The sequence below is a fragment of the Brevibacillus choshinensis genome (assembly GCF_001420695.1).
In the GTDB taxonomy this organism is placed as follows: domain Bacteria; phylum Bacillota; class Bacilli; order Brevibacillales; family Brevibacillaceae; genus Brevibacillus; species Brevibacillus choshinensis.
Window position 1 is genome coordinate 1,109,163 of record NZ_LJJB01000010.1, and the last position, 15,968, is coordinate 1,125,130.

Here is a 15,968-nt window from a genome sequence, read left to right on the forward strand (position 1 = left end):
TAATGCTTTTCCCTCTCGTTCATTTGACTTGTCCGTTCCCTCCTTTCTGGGCTTTTCCCGCTATGTGAACCTGAATTCCCTTCTCCAGCAGCGCTTTTAGAGCGCCCTTTTGCTCGATATGTCTGTCCGTGATGATTGCATCCAGCACGTCTAGATCGGCAATGTGAGAAAAAGCCACCTGTTCAAACTTGCTGCTGTCCGCCAGCAATATTACCTCTTTGGCTATGGCGATCATCCCTTTCTTGATGTTGAGCTCATCGATATTGGAGTTTGTAATTCCCTTATGAATGTCGACGGCGTCTGCTCCCAGAAACACTTTATCCACATTCAAGTTTTGCAGTAGCATTTCCGTGAACGGACCGACGAGACTGTAGACACCTTTACGCCGCTGTCCACCCAGCACGACCAGATCAATCGCTTCGTTTTCACACAGGCACATCGCGCTTTTGATGTCATTGGTGATGACCGTGATGTTTTTCGCCTTGACCAACTGCTTTGCCAGCATCAGCGCCGTCGAACCACTGTCGAGCAGAATCGTCTCCCCCGGATGGATAAAGGTGAGCGCCAGTTGAGCGATTATTTCCTTGTTTTGCGCTGCCTGCCTTTCCTTTTCGGAGTGACGAGGCTCAAAATTCGTTCCTTTGTGCAGACTGGCCGCTCCGCCGTAGGTGCGAATGATCAGATGCTGCTCTTCCAGCTTCAGCAGGTCTCGCAGCACGGTCGGTTTCGATACCTCCAATAGCTCCGTCAATTCAGCAATAGAAGCAAACCCTTTTTGATTCACGTACTGTGTGATCTTTTCGTAGCGTTCCGCTTGCAGGATAGCAAACTCCTCCTCTGAAACCAGCCAGACATGAAAGGTCGTTGATTTACTCTGATTCATTTTTATTAACTTTGATTCGATTTGATACGTACTGATTTGCATGAAAGTACATGGAATAGAAAAATCCCCCGGGGACCTTTTGATACACCCGAGGGATCTTTATTCTTTATTCACCGTTTTTTTCGTATCCGAACTCCTGCTTCATTTCTCTATTTTTTCGAAGTTTGTTTTTCACTAGAAAGGCAATCAGTAAGATTGGAACGGCGATTAGAAAAATATAGAGGGAAACGTTGTGTACCATACCATCTGCCATTCGCCCATAAAAATAAAACAGAAAACCTACTGCGTAAAACTTGACGGCTCGCCCGATTGCAGCGTAGCCAATCAGCTTCCATAGGGGAAAATTCATGCACCCCGACATGATCGTAAATACTTTAAATGGGATTGGCGTAAAAGAGCCTATGAGAATTGCTGCTTCACCATTTTTTTGAAACATCGCCTTTGCAGAATCAACCCATTCTTTTTTAAGCATTTTATAGAGCACTGAGTTACCTACTGATTTGCCAAGGAAATATCCGATAGGCGTCCCAAGCAAGCAGGCGAAATATCCTGCGGTAGCAAGCCACAAAGCCGAGGATGGATCGATCATACTTAATGAGACTTGTAGAAAGAAAGCGGGTATGGGAAAGATGATTGCGTCGGCAAACGAATGGATCATCAAGCCCCAAATGCCAAACTCCGTTAAAAAATCCAATATGCTCTGAACCATCTTTTTCTCCATTCGACTATCCGATTTCAAAAACTGTACCCATAACTTGTGGCGATTCTATTTTTCGGTGCGACGAGATTACCGAGTCATGCCGAAACAGGCAAATTGCTTCTTCCACGAAACATCAGCTCAAGAGCACCGGATCGTTCCAGATCGGATGGTGTAGTAAGCGCTGCGCATTTAGGCACCAGTCTTGCTCCAGCCTGTTCGAACACGGATGCTACAAATTGCGAACAGAAATAGGCTCGCTCAGGAGCGACAGGAATGTTCATCATTACACCTAGCAAACCAGGTAAGTTATATTTATATAAATGCGATTCTCTCTCAATATGCTGAACAATATTACGAATTGTCAGGAATTGAGACTCACTCATGGAACAACGATATACAGCAAAAGTGGCATCCTTGAACAATCCTCCGCGCATATCTTCCTTAACAAAGCCGCCGACAAACGGATTCATGGGATTTTTTCTGCCGAAGCTGTATACCTCATTCAGTTCCGGATCAAATGCGATCGAAGCGTGATTAAGTGGAGCCTTCGTATAAAGCTGTATTATCTTTGTAAACCATGTACCCGTATCTGACAAGACTATATAAATATGATTCTCCTTGTCAACCATTTCATTCACCCGCATCATTTTTGGATAATCTCCATGTCCTTATTATCAAACATCACCATCTATCCCAAAACGAACGAGCGTCGGATTATTTTCGAGACCTTTGTCGGATGTTTCATTGGACCTTAGACCGATTATTTTGTTCATGGACCACCCTTGAATAGCAGTCACTTCATTACCTCCCATCACCCCGTCGATTGAATCTGCTTTCCATACATCGCCCACGCCATCTTCATCACCGCGCTGCGTTTGATCTCGTAATACCTCTGCCGCGAAACACCGATTTCTTTTGCGATCTGGTTGTTTTTGTCGCCATCCAGCAGCGCCTCCAGAATGAGCCTTTCCTGTTCGTCAGGAATGGTCTCCACGGCTTCGTCAATTCGCATAATCTTGTCTTGCAAATTCTGCAACCTCTTCCACTTGCGCTCCCGACGCGCCACTTCAGCATGCGTCTTGTCTCCATGACCACCGAGAGCCTTTGGCAAGCCAGCTTCCAGACCATACTGCCCCACCATGCCTTCTCCCAGGTCCCGCAAAAAGCGCTGGATGCGAATCAATTCCAGCTGCATGTAATTGTAGTCGCGGATCTCTTCTTCTGTTCGCTGCACCAGTTCTAACGCAGGCTCCATCTCTGCCAAGGAAACTGCCATTTGTCGATTCATTTGCCCTGGAGACTGCTGCTCCTCCAAGAACTTGTCCCATTCCGGGCAAGACTCGATTTTCCCCACATGTCTGTCGTGCACCTGACAATGAGCCTTTTTCCCCCACCCAGTCGCCGGGCATCCTTCGCAAACTTGTTCACGCAGCTCATCTTTACTGATACATGTCCGGGTAGCCATTCTAATTCCTCCTAATCGGTTCTATGTGAATATAGATCTTTTTCGTTCGATAAAACAGGAACGTTTGTTCTTATTTATGTACAAGTATCTCATACTATCCTAAAATGTTCAAGATTTCCCAACTGGAAAAACAACAAAAAAACACGACATTTTTTTATGAGGCCGTGATAACCTACGACTCACACCACTTATCCACAATCTATAAATTCTCTCTGTGCATAACCTGTTTGTAATTTACGTATGCCTGTGAATAGTCTGTGGACAACTTTCTACATGAAAGACATTCCTGAGGGCTATCGCACCGTTACGCCATGGATCATTTCACGAGACACTACTCGGCTCATTGCGTTCGTGAAAGAAGCATTTCACGCGTATGATGACAATCGCGTATATAACGAAGATGGTACGATCGGACATGCCGAGGTACGGATCGGTGATTCGGTGGTCATGATGTTCGATGCAAAAGAGGAATGGCCAGACACACCGAGCTTTCTGCGTCTCTACTTCGAAGATGGCGATGCAGTTTATCAGCAAGCATTACAGGCTGGAGCAACTCCCGTTACTGAGATGACGACTCTGTTCTTTGGTGATCGGGTCGGACGTGTGCGTGATCCTTTGGGAAACATCTGGTGGATTCAAACACGGATCGAGGATCTCACTCCTGAGGAAATGGCAAAACGCGCAGGGCAAAGCGAATATATCGAGGCTATGAGGTATGTCCAGGGTTCATTACGTCTCACTCCCTCTACTGAATCTTGATTCGTTCGTTCCATCAAAAAAAGGATTACTCCATTCCACCGAATGAGTAATCCTCTCAAAGCATGATTCCCTATCTCTTCCGCAACAATAACAGCACGATCCCGAAAGACCGTGCTGTTTGCGGGAAAAAGTTTAGGAAGGGATGACCGCAGCTTGCTGCCCCCGCAAGGTGAGTACATCCTGTTCGTACTGCTTGACCTCAGCCAACCATTCTTCACGCACGGGAACGTTGTGGCGAGCGCAAAACATATCCCAGACAGCACCAAACGGATAGGATTTGAACTCTTCCATGAGCGCGAGCCGCGTAGTGTAATCTCCCTGCAGCTCTGCCTGACGCAAGTAGTCCGTCGGCTCCAGCATCGCCCGCAGCAAAGCCTTGAGCGTATTGCGCATCCCGATTACCCAAGCCGCGATGCGATTGATACTGCCATCAAAAAAGTCCAGACCGATGTGAGTCATGCCGAGTAAGTCGTGACGAACCAGCTCACGGGCGATGTCCAGCAATTCATCGTCCATAATGACGACGTGATCGCTGTCCCACCGCACCGGACGGCTAACGTGCAGCAGAATGCCTTTGGAAAAGAGAGCAAGTGACGAGAGCTTGTTTGAAATTGTCTCGGTCGGATGGAAATGTCCCGCATCCAGACAGATGATTTTCCCATTCTGAACGCCATAGCCCATGTAAAATTCATGAGAACCTACGACATAGCTCTCTGAACCGATCCCGAATACTTTGCTCTCCACCGCGTCCAGATTATAGGCGGGATTCAGTTCTTCTCGGAATATTTCGTTCAACGAGTCCTTCAGCCGCTGGCGTGGAGCCATCCGATCAACCGGAATGTCCTTGTAGCCATCCGGAATCCACACGTTCGTGACGCATGTCTGACCAAGCTGCTCGCCAAAGTAGGCTCCGATCTTGCGGGATGCTTTGCAGTGATCAATCCAAAACTGGCGAATGTCCGGGTCAGGGTGACTCAGCGTAAAGCCATCTGCAGATTTTTCGTGGGAGAAGCAGGTCGGATTGAAGTCCAGCCCCAAGCCTTGCTCTTGTGCCCAGCTGACCCACTTTTCAAAATGCTTGGGCGCCAGCTTGTCGATCTCCACCTGCTCGTCCGTATCGGCGTAAATGGCATGCAAATTGACTTTGTGCTTGCCTGGAATGAGCGAAAACGCCTTCTCCAGATCCTGCCGCAGCTCGCCAGGTGTGCGTGCCGCTCCCGGGTAATTCCCCGTAACAGCGATTCCCCCTGTCAGCTCCTGATCACGGTTGAGGAATCCGCGTACGTCATCTCCTTGCCAGCAATGCATCGATACCTTGATCTTTTCCAGCTTTTCCAGGACGGCTTCCACGTCGATCCCATGCTTTTCGTACAGCTTTTTCGCCTCTTGATAGCTCGCTTCTACGTTTGCACTCACCGCATCCACTCCTTTCTTTTTGCCCGTTGTCACTTGCTTGAACTCCCTGATCCATTCCATCCGATCCCCAAAGTCTTCGGGTACATAGGCGACACTCGCAAACGTGTGTCGAATGAGGCTTCTCGCCTCGTGTATATCGCTCACTTCGCCTTTTGCGATCATCTGTACGGCGAGATTTCCGAGTGCCGTCGACTCGATTGGTCCTGCCGTTACCTTTTTCCCCGATACCGTAGCCGTCAGCTGACACAGAAGCTCGTTGTTGGAGCCCCCGCCAACAATGTGGACTACTTCGATAGCACGGCCCGTAATCGCTTCCATTTCTTCTACGCACAGGGTATACAGGATCGCCAGATTGTCATAGATACAGCGCGCGATTTCTCCTGGCGTCTGCGGAACGAGTTGTCCGGTCTCCTTGCAGTAGCTTTGGATTTCACCTACCATGCTTTTCGGATGTAAAAACCTGACGTCCGTAAAATCGATGAAGGTCGTAAAGGCTGGCTCCTCTTTGGCCAGCGTAGCAAAGTCTGCGAACGAGATGGCTCCCTCGTAATGGCGATGCACCTCTTGGATAAGCCACATCCCCATAATATTTTTCAAAAATCGATAGGTCTGATAGGCGCCCCATTCGTTTGTAAAATTACGCTTCCGCGCCTGTTCATCGTGGATGGGACGAACCAGCTCCACTCCCATCAACGACCATGTTCCGCTGCTCAAATAGGCATACGATTGCTGAGGGTCAGCAGGGACACCAAGCACTGCCGATGCTGTATCATGAGTAGCGACGCAAATCACTTCGCAGTCCGGCAAATCATGCTGTTCACGCAATTCCTGTCTGATTGGTCCGAGCGAGACACCTGGCTGAACCAGCTCCGCAAATTGGGAGCGGCCCAGACTCAGGAGCTCTAGCAAATCGGTATCGTAATCGCACGTCTGCAAGTGAAGCAGCTGTGTCGTCGAGGCGTTCGTCACCTCGTTGATTCGTTTTCCTGTCAGCAGGTAGTAGAAATAATCAGGCACCAGCAGGATTTGCTCCGCCCTCTTCAACTGCTCCGGATCGTGCACGGCTAGCTGAAACAAGGTGTTGAAAGGCTGAAACTGGATACCCGTCTTTTCATAGATTTCATGAGCGGGTAGCTGTCGGGTTACTTTCTCGACGGCATCTTTCGTCCGTTCGTCGCGGTACGCGTACACCTCATGCAATCTCTGCCCTTCGCTATCGATCAGTACGTAGTCGACCGCCCACGTGTCGATGCCCAAGGTACAATCCGCAATCCCCAGTTGCTTTGCCTTTTGCAAGCCCGTGATCACTTCCTGAAACAAGTAATCAATATCCCAGTAGCAATGACCATCCTTTTCTTCAAAGCCGTTCTTGAAACGATGAATCTCTTGCAGTGAGATCTGCCCGTCCTGGATGATACCCCAGACCAGACGACCGCTCGAAGCCCCAATATCTACGGCGATATGGTTTCCCACGCCATACACCTCTTTCTCACAGCGTCTATTCCTTGACGATTTATTTCAGATGAAAGACTTCTTTCAGTTCGACAGACACAGGGCTATGATCTTCGTTGGTCTCCATGACGTCCTTCATGTACGCCCACCATTTTTGGCAGATTTCCGTCTCTGCTGTCTTGCTCCAGCGCTCCTCGTCTTCGATAACCAGATAGGCAAACAGGCGATTAGTCGTCGGATCCAGAAAGATCGAATAATCATGCGCTCCGTACGATTTCAGCATCTCTATCATTTCCGGCCAGATTTCGTCATGGCGCCTCTGGTACTCCTCGTGACAATCTCCGAACACATTCATGACAAATGCTTTGCGTATCATCCTCATTCCTCCTTTGACTGCTTATCTCGTAAATGCAGCAGGCACTCCGCCGTCGATCGTCAGCATACAGCCAGTCGTCTTTTCTGATTTGGAAGAGGCGAAAAAGAGAATGCCTTCTGCAATATCTCTGGGGTAAATGTTGACAAGCAAGGTCGTGCGTTTGCGGTAGTAGTCTTCTAATTGATCAGGAGCAATGCCGTACGCAGCGGCACGTTCATTGCGCCAGTTGGAATTCCAGATCGCCGAGCCTTGCAGGATGGCATCAGGCAAAATCGTATTCACACGAATGCCGTGCTCTCCCCCCTCTGCGGCGATGCAACGGGCGAGATGAACCTCCAGCGCTTTTGCCGAGCTGTACGCCGTCACGTTTTTCCCGGCATAGACGGAGTTCTTCGAGCCGACGAACACCATGTTCCCTCCGATTCCCTGTGCCTTCATCTGCTTGAATGCTTCGCGAGCGACGAGGAAATACCCGGTCCCCAGTACGGCTATATTCAGATTCCATTCCTTCAAGGTCGTCTCGTCAAATGGACTGGAGGTCGCTAATCCCGCATTGTTCACGACGGTGTCGACTCCACCGTATGCGAGCGCTGCTTGCGCCAGGGCAGCTTGCACATCCTCTTCGCGAGTGACGTCCATCTTTACCGCGATCGCGCGGCCTTCTCCGAAACGATCATTGATCTCCTGAGCGACCTTCTCTGCGCCTTCGAGATTCAAGTCTGCTAGCACGACATGGGCACCTTCTACGACAAAGCGACGGCATGTCTCACTGCCGATCCCGCCAGCTCCACCGGTTACGAACACCACTTTTCGGGAAAACTCCGCTTCTACTGGAGCCAAAGACAGTTTATAGAGCTCCAACGGCCAATATTCCACATTGAACGATTCGTTTTCGCTCAAGGAGACAAAGCTGCCTAATGCCGTCGCTCCGCGCATGACTGCAATCGCCCTATGGTAGAGAGCGCCACTGACTTGTGCATTCGACCAGCTCTTCCCGGTATTGACCATCCCTACGCCAGGAATCAGGATGACACGTGGCGCTGCTTCCGACATCTGGTCTCCGTCGTTTTTATTCCGGTCAAAATAGAGCGTGTATTCTTCCTTGAATCGTGCGATGCCTGCGAGCAAGCTTTGTTTTAAGCCTTCTATATCTCTCGTGGCTGGATCCCACTCCACGTACAGCGGAACCATTTTCGTATGCACCAGATGATCCGGGCATGCCGCTCCTACCTGTGACAGCTCACGAGCATCCTTGCTGTTGACGAATTGGAGCACATTTTCTCCGTCGTCGTAGGTCAAAAGCATCCGCCTGGTATCACTGACTGCACCTCGAATGACAGGCATGACTTGCGCGAGGATCTGCTTGCGTTCATCCTCTGGAATGCTTTCGTAGCGCGATCCGCCAAACAAAGACTCTTCCCTCACCTTTGCCTCGATGTAAGTAGCAGCCTCCTGTATGATCGCGATTGTTTTCGCGTAGCACGCCTCGGACGTATCTCCCCACGTTACGAGTCCGTGTTTTTCCATCAGCACCAGCTCAGCATGCGGGTTTTCCTGTACACCTTTTGCAATCATTGTGGACAAGGTAAAGCCCGGACGTACATAGGGAACCCAGACGAATCGATCGCCGAAGATCTCACGTGCCACTTCTTTTCCGTTGTCCGCGCAGCAAATACTGATGATCGCATCAGGATGGGTATGATCCACATGAGGGAACGGTAGGAATGCGTGCAAGAGCGTCTCGATAGAAGCGCGCGGGTGCTTGCTATCCACCATGCAGTGAGCCAGGTAAGCGACCATTTCCTCGTCGGACATTTCCTCTCGTTCCAGCAAAGGCTGGATGTCTTCGAGCTTTAGCCCTGTGAAATTCCCCGCTTTCATCGTCGCCAGATCAGATCCACTGCCCTTTACCCACATGATATCTATTTCTCTGCCGCGAAAATCGGTTGTCTTTGTCTTCGTAGAGGTGTTCCCTCCGCCCCAGTTGCATACCCGCCGGTCCGTACCGATCAGGTTGGAACGATAGACCAGCTCATCCAGTCCGTTTTGACATTGTGCAGCCTGTTCACGATTCCATAAGCTCTGTATCATGTCGTACCTCCACGTTTTTCTGATTGATGGACTGTCCTATTGGAAGGTCAAATTTTGACCCATTTTCGCAAATACCCTTTGAGATTGGGGACCATGACCGCTACGATCAGCAAAAGTCCGATGATGATCAATAGCATCTGCGCCGGTACGTTGACGAGACCCAATCCGTAACGCAAGAAACCAATCAGGAAGATGGCGAGAATCGCACCGATCATTCTTCCTTTGCCACCTGACGTGCTGATCCCGCCCAACACGACCATCGCGATCACATCAAGCTCGTAGCCCGTCGCGATATTGGGTCGGGTACTACCCATCCGCGAAGTGAGAAACAGCGCGGTAACTGAAGACATGAGTCCCGCGAGCGTGAACACGAGGATTTTGATTCTGTCGACCTGAATCCCGGAGAACTGACTGGCCGTCAGGTTGCTCCCCATTGCGTACACGCGTCTGCCAAATGTGGTTTTGTGTAGCAACAGGCCAAAATTCAAAGCAAAAACCGCAAAAACAATCAAGATAAACGGAACCGTTCCCACATAACCCCACCCGAGAAACTTGAACCATTCGGGGAATTTACCTGCAGCCTGATCTTCCAGAAGAATGTACGCGATCCCACGGTAAATGATCATGGTCGCCAATGTCACAATGACCGCTGACAGCTCCTTGAACCGGGTGATCAACATACCATTGATGTACCCGCACAGCGTCCCGACTGCCAAGCAGATCACCACGGCGAGCCCCATGGGGACACCCATTGTGTAGAGGTCTGCCATCACTACCGAGGATAGAGCTACGATGGAAGCGACGGAAATATCGATGTCTCCGAGAATGATGACGAAGACCATCGGCAGAACGATAAACGCCTTGTCGAGGAAGGTCATCGTCGCATCCCGTAGGTTGTCAGCGTTCAAATAGTACGGTGAAAGATTGGCATTGATCACATTGACCAGAATGAAAATGAGGACGAGCATCCATTCCCACTGCAGAAAAAAGGTTTTCCACGAAAATTCCTTTCTCCCAATGATCACTCTTTTTTCCATCCCTAAATTCTCCTCCTCACCAGATTGTTGCGATCGACGCCTCGTTTGACCAACGCATTGATGACGACAGCGATGAGGATAATGGAGCCTTGGATGCCCATTTGCCAAAACGGAGAGACGTTGATCAGCGGCAAGGCGTTGTTTAAAATCCCCAGCAGGATCGAGCCCAAAATAATGCCGGAAATTTTACCGGAACCTCCCGCGATGCTGACGCCTCCCAGTACACACGCAGCAATGACGCTGAGCTCATAGCCCGAAGCCGTGTCGCCTTGCGCTGATGCGAATTTGGAGACCCACAGGACGCCTGCCAGTCCGGACAGTCCACCCATTATCGTATAGACCAGCCACAAGATCTTGTCGTTGTTGATCCCGCTGATTTTCGCGGAATCCGGGTTGCTGCCGACTGCGTAGATCTGTCTGCCCGTTCTGGTATATGTAATGAAATAGTAAAAGACGAGGTAGATCACAATCGCGATTGCAATCAAGGTATTGAGTCCAAAAACGGAGCTGGTGGCAATCGCCTTGAATGAATCCGGCATCTGATGCGCACTGACCCATTTGCCTCCGCTGACCATGAAAGTCATCCCGCGAAAGGCATTCATCATCCCAAGTGTGGCGATGATGGGAAGAATACCTGCTTTGGATACGAGCAGGCCGATGATCATTCCGCTGACGACGCCAACGACTGTTCCCAGAAGCAGCGCGAGTAGCGGGTGTGTGTCTGGATAGGCGCTTACTGTCATGGCCGAGATCATTCCCGACAATGCGAGCGTCGCACCGATCGACAGGTCAATCCCTCTCGTCACGATAACCAGCATCATGCCGACAGCCAAAATGCTCAGAATGGCCGTATTCGTGACCATGTCATTGATATTTTCCAGCGTCAAAAAGCTAGGGTTGCGCAGCTGCACCCCAACGCATAAAAGCAGAATGAATACGAGCAGGCCCAGCTCACGAAACTTGGCGATGCTGGCTCCTGCAGAAGTCCTTTGCAGCGAATATTCTGGCACTTCTCTCACCACCTTTTTCCTTGTCCTTTACGAGCTAAACGTCTCTGTCGCGCTATTTGGTAACGACACTGTTTCTGGTACGCCGCTCGCCATGGCAGCCTCCAGAATCTCCTCTTGTGTCACAGTCGAGCCATCTAGCTTGGCCGTTACTCTACCTTCCCGCATGACGACGACACGATCGCTCATCCCGATCACCTCGGGCATCTCAGACGAAATCATGATGACACCATAGCCTTGGGAAGCGAGGTCACTGATAATCTCGTAAATTGCCGATTTGGCTCCGACGTCTACGCCTTTCGTAGGCTCATCCAGAATGATGACATCTAGATCTGCCGTCAGAAGTTTGGCGACGACGACCTTTTGCTGATTTCCGCCGGATAAGGAGCTCGCGAGGTCAAAGATACTGCGCGCTTTCACTTGGACTTTTTCCGCCAGAGCCAGTGCCAGCTCCGCTTCCTTTTTCTCCTGAATCCAGCCTTTGCGTGACAGCTTCCCGAGCGCAGATAGTGTGATATTCCACTCGATTCCCCACTCTAGGACGAGACCTTGCTTTTGCCTGTCTTCGGGCAAATACCCGATACCAAGATCCATTGCCTGCAACGGATTTTTGACTTTGATGGATTGGCCCTTTAGGAACACCTGCCCCGTATCGTAAGAGGTGATGCCAAAGATAGCTTGGCACACTTCGGTCCTTCCCGCTCCGACCAAGCCGGTCAGGCTGACAATCTCGCCCCTGCGAACGGAAAAAGACACATCCGCAAAAAATCCGGTTTTACCGAGACCCTCTACGCGCAGCAGCTCTTCCCCCTGCTTGGCTTCCTTTTTCGGAAACAGCTGGGTGATCTCCCGTCCGACCATAGCGACGATCAAGTCGTCGTTAGATATGTCAGAGATGCCCCATGAGCCGATGTATTTGGCATCCCGGAATACCGTGACCTTGCTCGCAAGACGGTACATGTCTTCAAAGCGGTGGGAAATGAAGATGATCGACGCCCCGGTATCGCGCAGCTTTTCCGCGATCCTGTAGAGCTCTTCACTTTCTCTCGCCGTGAGTGCTGCCGTGGGCTCATCCATGATGATGATACGTGCTTCCATTGAAAGCGCTTTCGCAATTTCGACGATTTGTTGCTGGGCGACGCTCAACGCCCCCATTTTCGTTCTCGGATCAAAAGTGGCCCCTAGCTCTTCCAACAGCCGCTTTGCTTCGGCGTGCATGTCCCCCCACAAGATGCGCTTTGTTCGTTTCGTAATTTTCTCATGCCCCATAAAGATATTTTCCGTGACACTCAGGTCGGGAAAGCAAGTCACATGCTGATAAATGGCGGCGATCCCCAACTTTTGGGCGTCCTTTGGATTTTTGATTTCCGTTTTCTGCCCGTTTATAAAGATTTCGCCTTCGTCTGGGAGATGGACACCCGTAATGATTTTGATAAAGGTGGATTTGCCCGCTCCGTTTTCTCCCATGAGCGCGTGGATTTCTCCGGGCTTTAGCTGAAAGTGCACTTGATCCAACGCTTTTACTCCTGGAAACGTTTTCGTAATTCCTCTCAATTCAAGAACGTAATCTGACATGAACGTCCTCCTATTCCAGTTGGAAACGTACCTTTGGTCTTTTTGTTTGCACCTGTTTGTTTTTATATGTTTGATTATACAGCTTTGGTTTTTGTTTGCATATGATTAATTCTGTATTTTTTTATTATTCTTTGTTTTTCCTTTTAAGCGCTTGATTGGGCATAGTGGTCGGGACGGAAAAAGGAGAAAGCGCTGCGACTATAGGGACTGCTTGGGGGATTCACTGACAGCTCCTTTCCAAAAGCGGAACAGCGTCCAAAGTAGCCGGCACAGAGTTCACCATACACATAATGTTTTGTGAATCATTACCAGAAGGTATAATTTGGATGAATAGCACTTAACTTTGCTCTTTTACGGGAGGTATACAATGCTTCAAATCCGGAATGTCCAAGAGCACGACTACACTAGCATTATTGCTGTCATCAATGATTGGTGGGGTGGACGGCCAATGGCTGATATGCTGCCAAAACTGTTTTTTATCCATTTCCAGCCTACTAGTTTTATCGCCGAAGAGAATGGAGAAATGACTGCTTTTCTTGTAGGCTTCTTGTCCCAAACTTTTCCCGGTGAAGCCTATATTCATTTCGTTGGGGTACATCCTGACAAACGAAAGGATGGAGTTGGGCGCCAATTGTATCAGCATTTTTTTGAAACAGTGAAACAACAGGGTTGCCATACCATTCGCTGTATCACCTCTCCAGTCAATAGAACCTCCATTTCGTTCCACACCAAACTAGGATTTGCTATTGAACAGGGCGATAAAATGGTGGATGGGATTTCTGTTTCATCCAACTACGATGGTAGAGGAAATGATCGGGTTGTTTTTGTGAAAGAGATCTAAGCTATATAGGGTTGAAAATATAAAATAACTTTGTTTCTTAACGATCCTGCCCGTTTCGTGTAGCAAAGGCTGCCGGATTATTGATATTATCCCCTTTTAGTAGACAGTGTGTAAAAAGCGCACTGCAGTTTACTTTGAGGGATAATATCAACAGGTCAGCCTTTTTCAATATACATGGTACGACTCCAACGATCGTGATATAGTCGTCTATATATTCCTCCCCCTATATGAATAAAGGTGATTAACGATGCTCTCATTTGCTAGATTGACCAAGTGTAAACCCCCAATTCCGTAATTTCTTTCCACCTAATTGAGATTTTTGAATATAGGGGGAATTAGCTGTGGAAAGAAAAATCTCAACACCATCCTTGTTGCTGTTAGTCATTCTTGTGGGTTTCCCACAAATTAGCGAAACGATCTATACACCTTCCTTACCTGATATTGCCGATCATCTGCATGCAAGCAGTAATGCGATTCAATTGACACTTAGCATTTACTTTCTGGGTTTTGCCTTTGGTGTTTTTTGCTGGGGAAGGCTTTCTGATTCTATAGGACGGCGTCCCGCATTACTTTGGGGGATTTTGATTTATGGACTAGGAAGCTTGGGATGCTACCTCTCTGATTCAGCGGAATGGTTATTGGTGAGCCGATTCATTCAGGCTTTTGGCGCTAGTACCGGTTCTGTGGTGACGCAAACCATTCTGCGCGAGAGTATCGCTGGAAACAAACGTCATGCTGTATTTGCTCAGATTTCTGCAGCTCTGGCCTTTACTCCGGCTATTGGTCCACTACTTGGAGGATGGGTAGATCAATCTCTTGGTTTTCGGGCTGTTTTCTTCACTCTGATTGTGATGAGCATTGCTATTTTTATTTACACGCTCGTTTCTCTCCCAGAGACAAGAGTGGCCACGCCCACAAAGATCAACACGCTTTCTGTTGCTAGGCGACTGGCTACTGACAGTAGAGTATGGGCGTTTGGTTTTCTCATCGGAACGACAAATGGGATATTGTTTAGTTACTACGCCGAAGCTCCATTTATTTTCATCGAATTTTTCCAAATGGGACCTGGTATGTATGGTTTTTTGGGGATACTCGTGGCGTTGTCTTCCATTTTCGGTGCCATGCTATCGAAAAGACTGCTAGCTAGATTCCCAGCAGAACGAATTATTTTTATAGGCTCCGCCGTAACGACTTTGGGAGCAGTATTTCTCACTGGCCTTGCTCTGTATGGGATGAGCCCTTCCGTACAATCGTTGCTTTTTATGGTAGCTTCCATCTTTATCCTCCTGCTAGGAATTGGAATGGCTATACCTAACTGCCTGAGTTTGGCGCTCATCCATTACAGCGATGTACTGGGTACAGCAGGTGCCTTTTTTGGGCTAGGCTACTATGTTGTTGTCAGCCTTATTACCAGTGGGATGAGCTATCTTCACAATGATTCACTAGTAACGATGCCTATGTATTTTCTTCTGTTGGCGATATGTATGGTCCTTGTGAGCAAAAGGATTGCTAGCTAGACGAAAAACCTCTCCTTGATCGAAGCAAGTGACATGCAAAAAGACCAATTAGTATCATCGGATCTAAAACAAAAGAGCCACATCCTCTGTTATTTCTCAGAAGATGTGGCTGTTTCTTTTCTGTCCTGCTATACTGCGTAGCCTTGTCCAAACCATCATCCATCCCGTTTTGTCCACGTGTGGCACTAATATCTGTCAGCCACTCAGTACTTGAATCACGGAGAGCTTCATTTCCTCTGCCAAAAGGGGCAAAACGATCGAAAGGTAATCATTATAAACGCTTTGTAACCTTTCCTTGTCTGTTACTTGTCACTTTTTATTTCTTGGCATAGCATCCGCAAGTCGTGATATGATCATTGACCATTCCTACTGCCTGCATAAACGCATAGCAGATCGTAGAGCCCACAAAAGTGAAACCGCGTTTCTTCAAATCCTTGCTCAGCTTGTCACTCACTTCTGTGGTGGCAGGTACTTCTGACATCGCTGTGAAGCGGTTTTGGATCGGTTGGCCACCGACGAATGACCAAATATAGTCGCGGAATGAGCCAAATTCCTCGACGACTCGGAAATATGCCTTCGCATTGGTAACGACTGCTCTGACCTTCAATCTGTTGCGGACGATTCCTTCGTTGTTCAGGAGTTCCTCGATTTTGCTTTCATCGTACTGAATGATTTTCTCGGGCTCGAAGTTATCAAATGCTATTCGGTAGTTATCTCGTTTTTTCAGGATGGTATACCAGCTCAGCCCTGCCTGCGCCCCCTCAAGATTGAGGTACTCGAACAGGAGTCGGTCGTCAAATACCGGTACTCCCCATTCGTGATCGTGATAGTCGATATATAATGGATCCT

14 protein-coding genes and 1 pseudogene (1 of these 15 only partly in view) are annotated in these 15,968 nt (G+C 48.8%); 3 read left to right on the top strand and 12 right to left on the bottom strand.

Annotated elements, in window-relative coordinates:
• Window positions 1-19 precede the first annotated feature (19 nt).
• From AN963_RS15510 to AN963_RS15525, 4 genes are all read right to left on the bottom strand, one after another.
• Window positions 20-883, bottom strand: coding sequence for a DeoR/GlpR family DNA-binding transcription regulator (locus AN963_RS15510; RefSeq protein ID WP_161827287.1), 864 nt, complete (start codon window positions 881-883; stop codon window positions 20-22).
• Between the two features lie 106 nt (window positions 884-989).
• A complete protein-coding gene (locus AN963_RS15515; protein WP_055745456.1) occupies window positions 990-1,592 on the bottom strand; it encodes a YqaA family protein in 603 nt (200 codons plus the stop codon).
• An 86-nt stretch (window positions 1,593-1,678) separates the two neighbouring features.
• On the bottom strand, window positions 1,679-2,230 hold the full coding sequence (locus AN963_RS15520) for a hypothetical protein (RefSeq protein WP_236707992.1): 552 nt from the start codon (window positions 2,228-2,230) through the stop codon (window positions 1,679-1,681).
• Between the two features lie 164 nt (window positions 2,231-2,394).
• Window positions 2,395-3,048 (bottom strand): hypothetical protein, encoded by a 654-nt coding sequence (locus AN963_RS15525; RefSeq protein WP_055745457.1) that lies wholly within the window; start codon window positions 3,046-3,048, stop codon window positions 2,395-2,397.
• A 273-nt stretch (window positions 3,049-3,321) separates the two neighbouring features.
• On the opposite strand from AN963_RS15525, the gene AN963_RS15530 reads away from it, so the two are divergent.
• On the top strand, window positions 3,322-3,807 hold the full coding sequence (locus AN963_RS15530; RefSeq protein ID WP_055745458.1) for a VOC family protein: 486 nt from the start codon (window positions 3,322-3,324) through the stop codon (window positions 3,805-3,807).
• 132 nt (window positions 3,808-3,939) lie between these two features.
• On the opposite strand, the gene rhaA is transcribed toward AN963_RS15530, so the two are convergent.
• The 7 genes and pseudogenes from rhaA to AN963_RS15560 form a co-directional block, all read right to left on the bottom strand.
• Window positions 3,940-5,223, bottom strand: a complete 1,284-nt coding sequence (gene rhaA, locus AN963_RS31955) for an L-rhamnose isomerase (protein WP_055746332.1) — start codon at window positions 5,221-5,223, stop codon at window positions 3,940-3,942.
• A gap of 111 nt (window positions 5,224-5,334) precedes the next feature.
• A pseudogene (gene rhaB / locus AN963_RS31520) lies at window positions 5,335-6,705 on the bottom strand (rhamnulokinase); the annotation flags it as partial.
• A gap of 31 nt (window positions 6,706-6,736) precedes the next feature.
• On the bottom strand, window positions 6,737-7,051 hold the full coding sequence (rhaM, locus tag AN963_RS15540; protein WP_055745459.1) for an L-rhamnose mutarotase: 315 nt from the start codon (window positions 7,049-7,051) through the stop codon (window positions 6,737-6,739).
• Window positions 7,052-7,072: 21 nt separating this feature from the next.
• Complete coding sequence (locus AN963_RS15545) at window positions 7,073-9,142, bottom strand: bifunctional rhamnulose-1-phosphate aldolase/short-chain dehydrogenase (RefSeq protein WP_055745460.1); 2,070 nt, start codon at window positions 9,140-9,142, stop codon at window positions 7,073-7,075.
• Between the two features lie 47 nt (window positions 9,143-9,189).
• Window positions 9,190-10,179, bottom strand: a complete 990-nt coding sequence (locus tag AN963_RS15550; protein WP_055745461.1) for an ABC transporter permease — start codon at window positions 10,177-10,179, stop codon at window positions 9,190-9,192.
• A gap of 2 nt (window positions 10,180-10,181) precedes the next feature.
• The gene (locus AN963_RS15555; protein ID WP_055745462.1) at window positions 10,182-11,189 is read right to left on the bottom strand and encodes an ABC transporter permease; all 1,008 of its coding nucleotides are present in this window, start codon (window positions 11,187-11,189) and stop codon (window positions 10,182-10,184) included.
• A gap of 27 nt (window positions 11,190-11,216) precedes the next feature.
• Window positions 11,217-12,761 (bottom strand): sugar ABC transporter ATP-binding protein, encoded by a 1,545-nt coding sequence (locus AN963_RS15560; protein WP_055745463.1) that lies wholly within the window; start codon window positions 12,759-12,761, stop codon window positions 11,217-11,219.
• A 367-nt stretch (window positions 12,762-13,128) separates the two neighbouring features.
• On the opposite strand from AN963_RS15560, the gene AN963_RS15565 reads away from it, so the two are divergent.
• The gene (locus AN963_RS15565) at window positions 13,129-13,602 is read left to right on the top strand and encodes a GNAT family N-acetyltransferase (RefSeq protein WP_055745464.1); all 474 of its coding nucleotides are present in this window, start codon (window positions 13,129-13,131) and stop codon (window positions 13,600-13,602) included.
• Window positions 13,603-13,943: 341 nt separating this feature from the next.
• Window positions 13,944-15,119 carry a multidrug effflux MFS transporter gene (locus AN963_RS15570; RefSeq protein ID WP_055745465.1) on the top strand — a complete coding sequence of 392 codons (1,176 nt, stop codon included), beginning with the start codon at window positions 13,944-13,946 and terminating at the stop codon, window positions 15,117-15,119.
• Window positions 15,120-15,435: 316 nt separating this feature from the next.
• Here the strand turns inward: AN963_RS15570 and AN963_RS15575 are convergent, their stop codons facing one another.
• A protein-coding gene (locus AN963_RS15575) for a DNA-3-methyladenine glycosylase I (RefSeq protein ID WP_055745466.1) crosses the window boundary here: on the bottom strand, window positions 15,436-15,968 show its 3' portion. 25 nt of this gene lie beyond the right edge of the window; the window shows 533 of its 558 coding nt (coding positions 26-558); the start codon falls outside the window, past its right edge — the gene reads right to left on this strand; its stop codon occupies window positions 15,436-15,438.

Coding starts and splice junctions, on each gene's coding strand:
- AN963_RS15510 (WP_161827287.1), bottom strand. CDS start 883: ATGAATCAGAGTAAATCAACGACCTTTCATGTCTGGCTGGTTTCAGAG.
- AN963_RS15515 (WP_055745456.1), bottom strand. CDS start 1,592: ATGGTTCAGAGCATATTGGATTTTTTAACGGAGTTTGGCATTTGGGGC.
- AN963_RS15520 (WP_236707992.1), bottom strand. CDS start 2,230: ATGATGCGGGTGAATGAAATGGTTGACAAGGAGAATCATATTTATATA.
- AN963_RS15525 (WP_055745457.1), bottom strand. CDS start 3,048: ATGGCTACCCGGACATGTATCAGTAAAGATGAGCTGCGTGAACAAGTT.
- AN963_RS15530 (WP_055745458.1), top strand. CDS start 3,322: ATGAAAGACATTCCTGAGGGCTATCGCACCGTTACGCCATGGATCATT.
- rhaM (WP_055745459.1), bottom strand. CDS start 7,051: ATGATACGCAAAGCATTTGTCATGAATGTGTTCGGAGATTGTCACGAG.
- AN963_RS15545 (WP_055745460.1), bottom strand. CDS start 9,142: ATGATACAGAGCTTATGGAATCGTGAACAGGCTGCACAATGTCAAAAC.
- AN963_RS15550 (WP_055745461.1), bottom strand. CDS start 10,179: ATGGAAAAAAGAGTGATCATTGGGAGAAAGGAATTTTCGTGGAAAACC.
- AN963_RS15560 (WP_055745463.1), bottom strand. CDS start 12,761: ATGTCAGATTACGTTCTTGAATTGAGAGGAATTACGAAAACGTTTCCA.
- AN963_RS15565 (WP_055745464.1), top strand. CDS start 13,129: ATGCTTCAAATCCGGAATGTCCAAGAGCACGACTACACTAGCATTATT.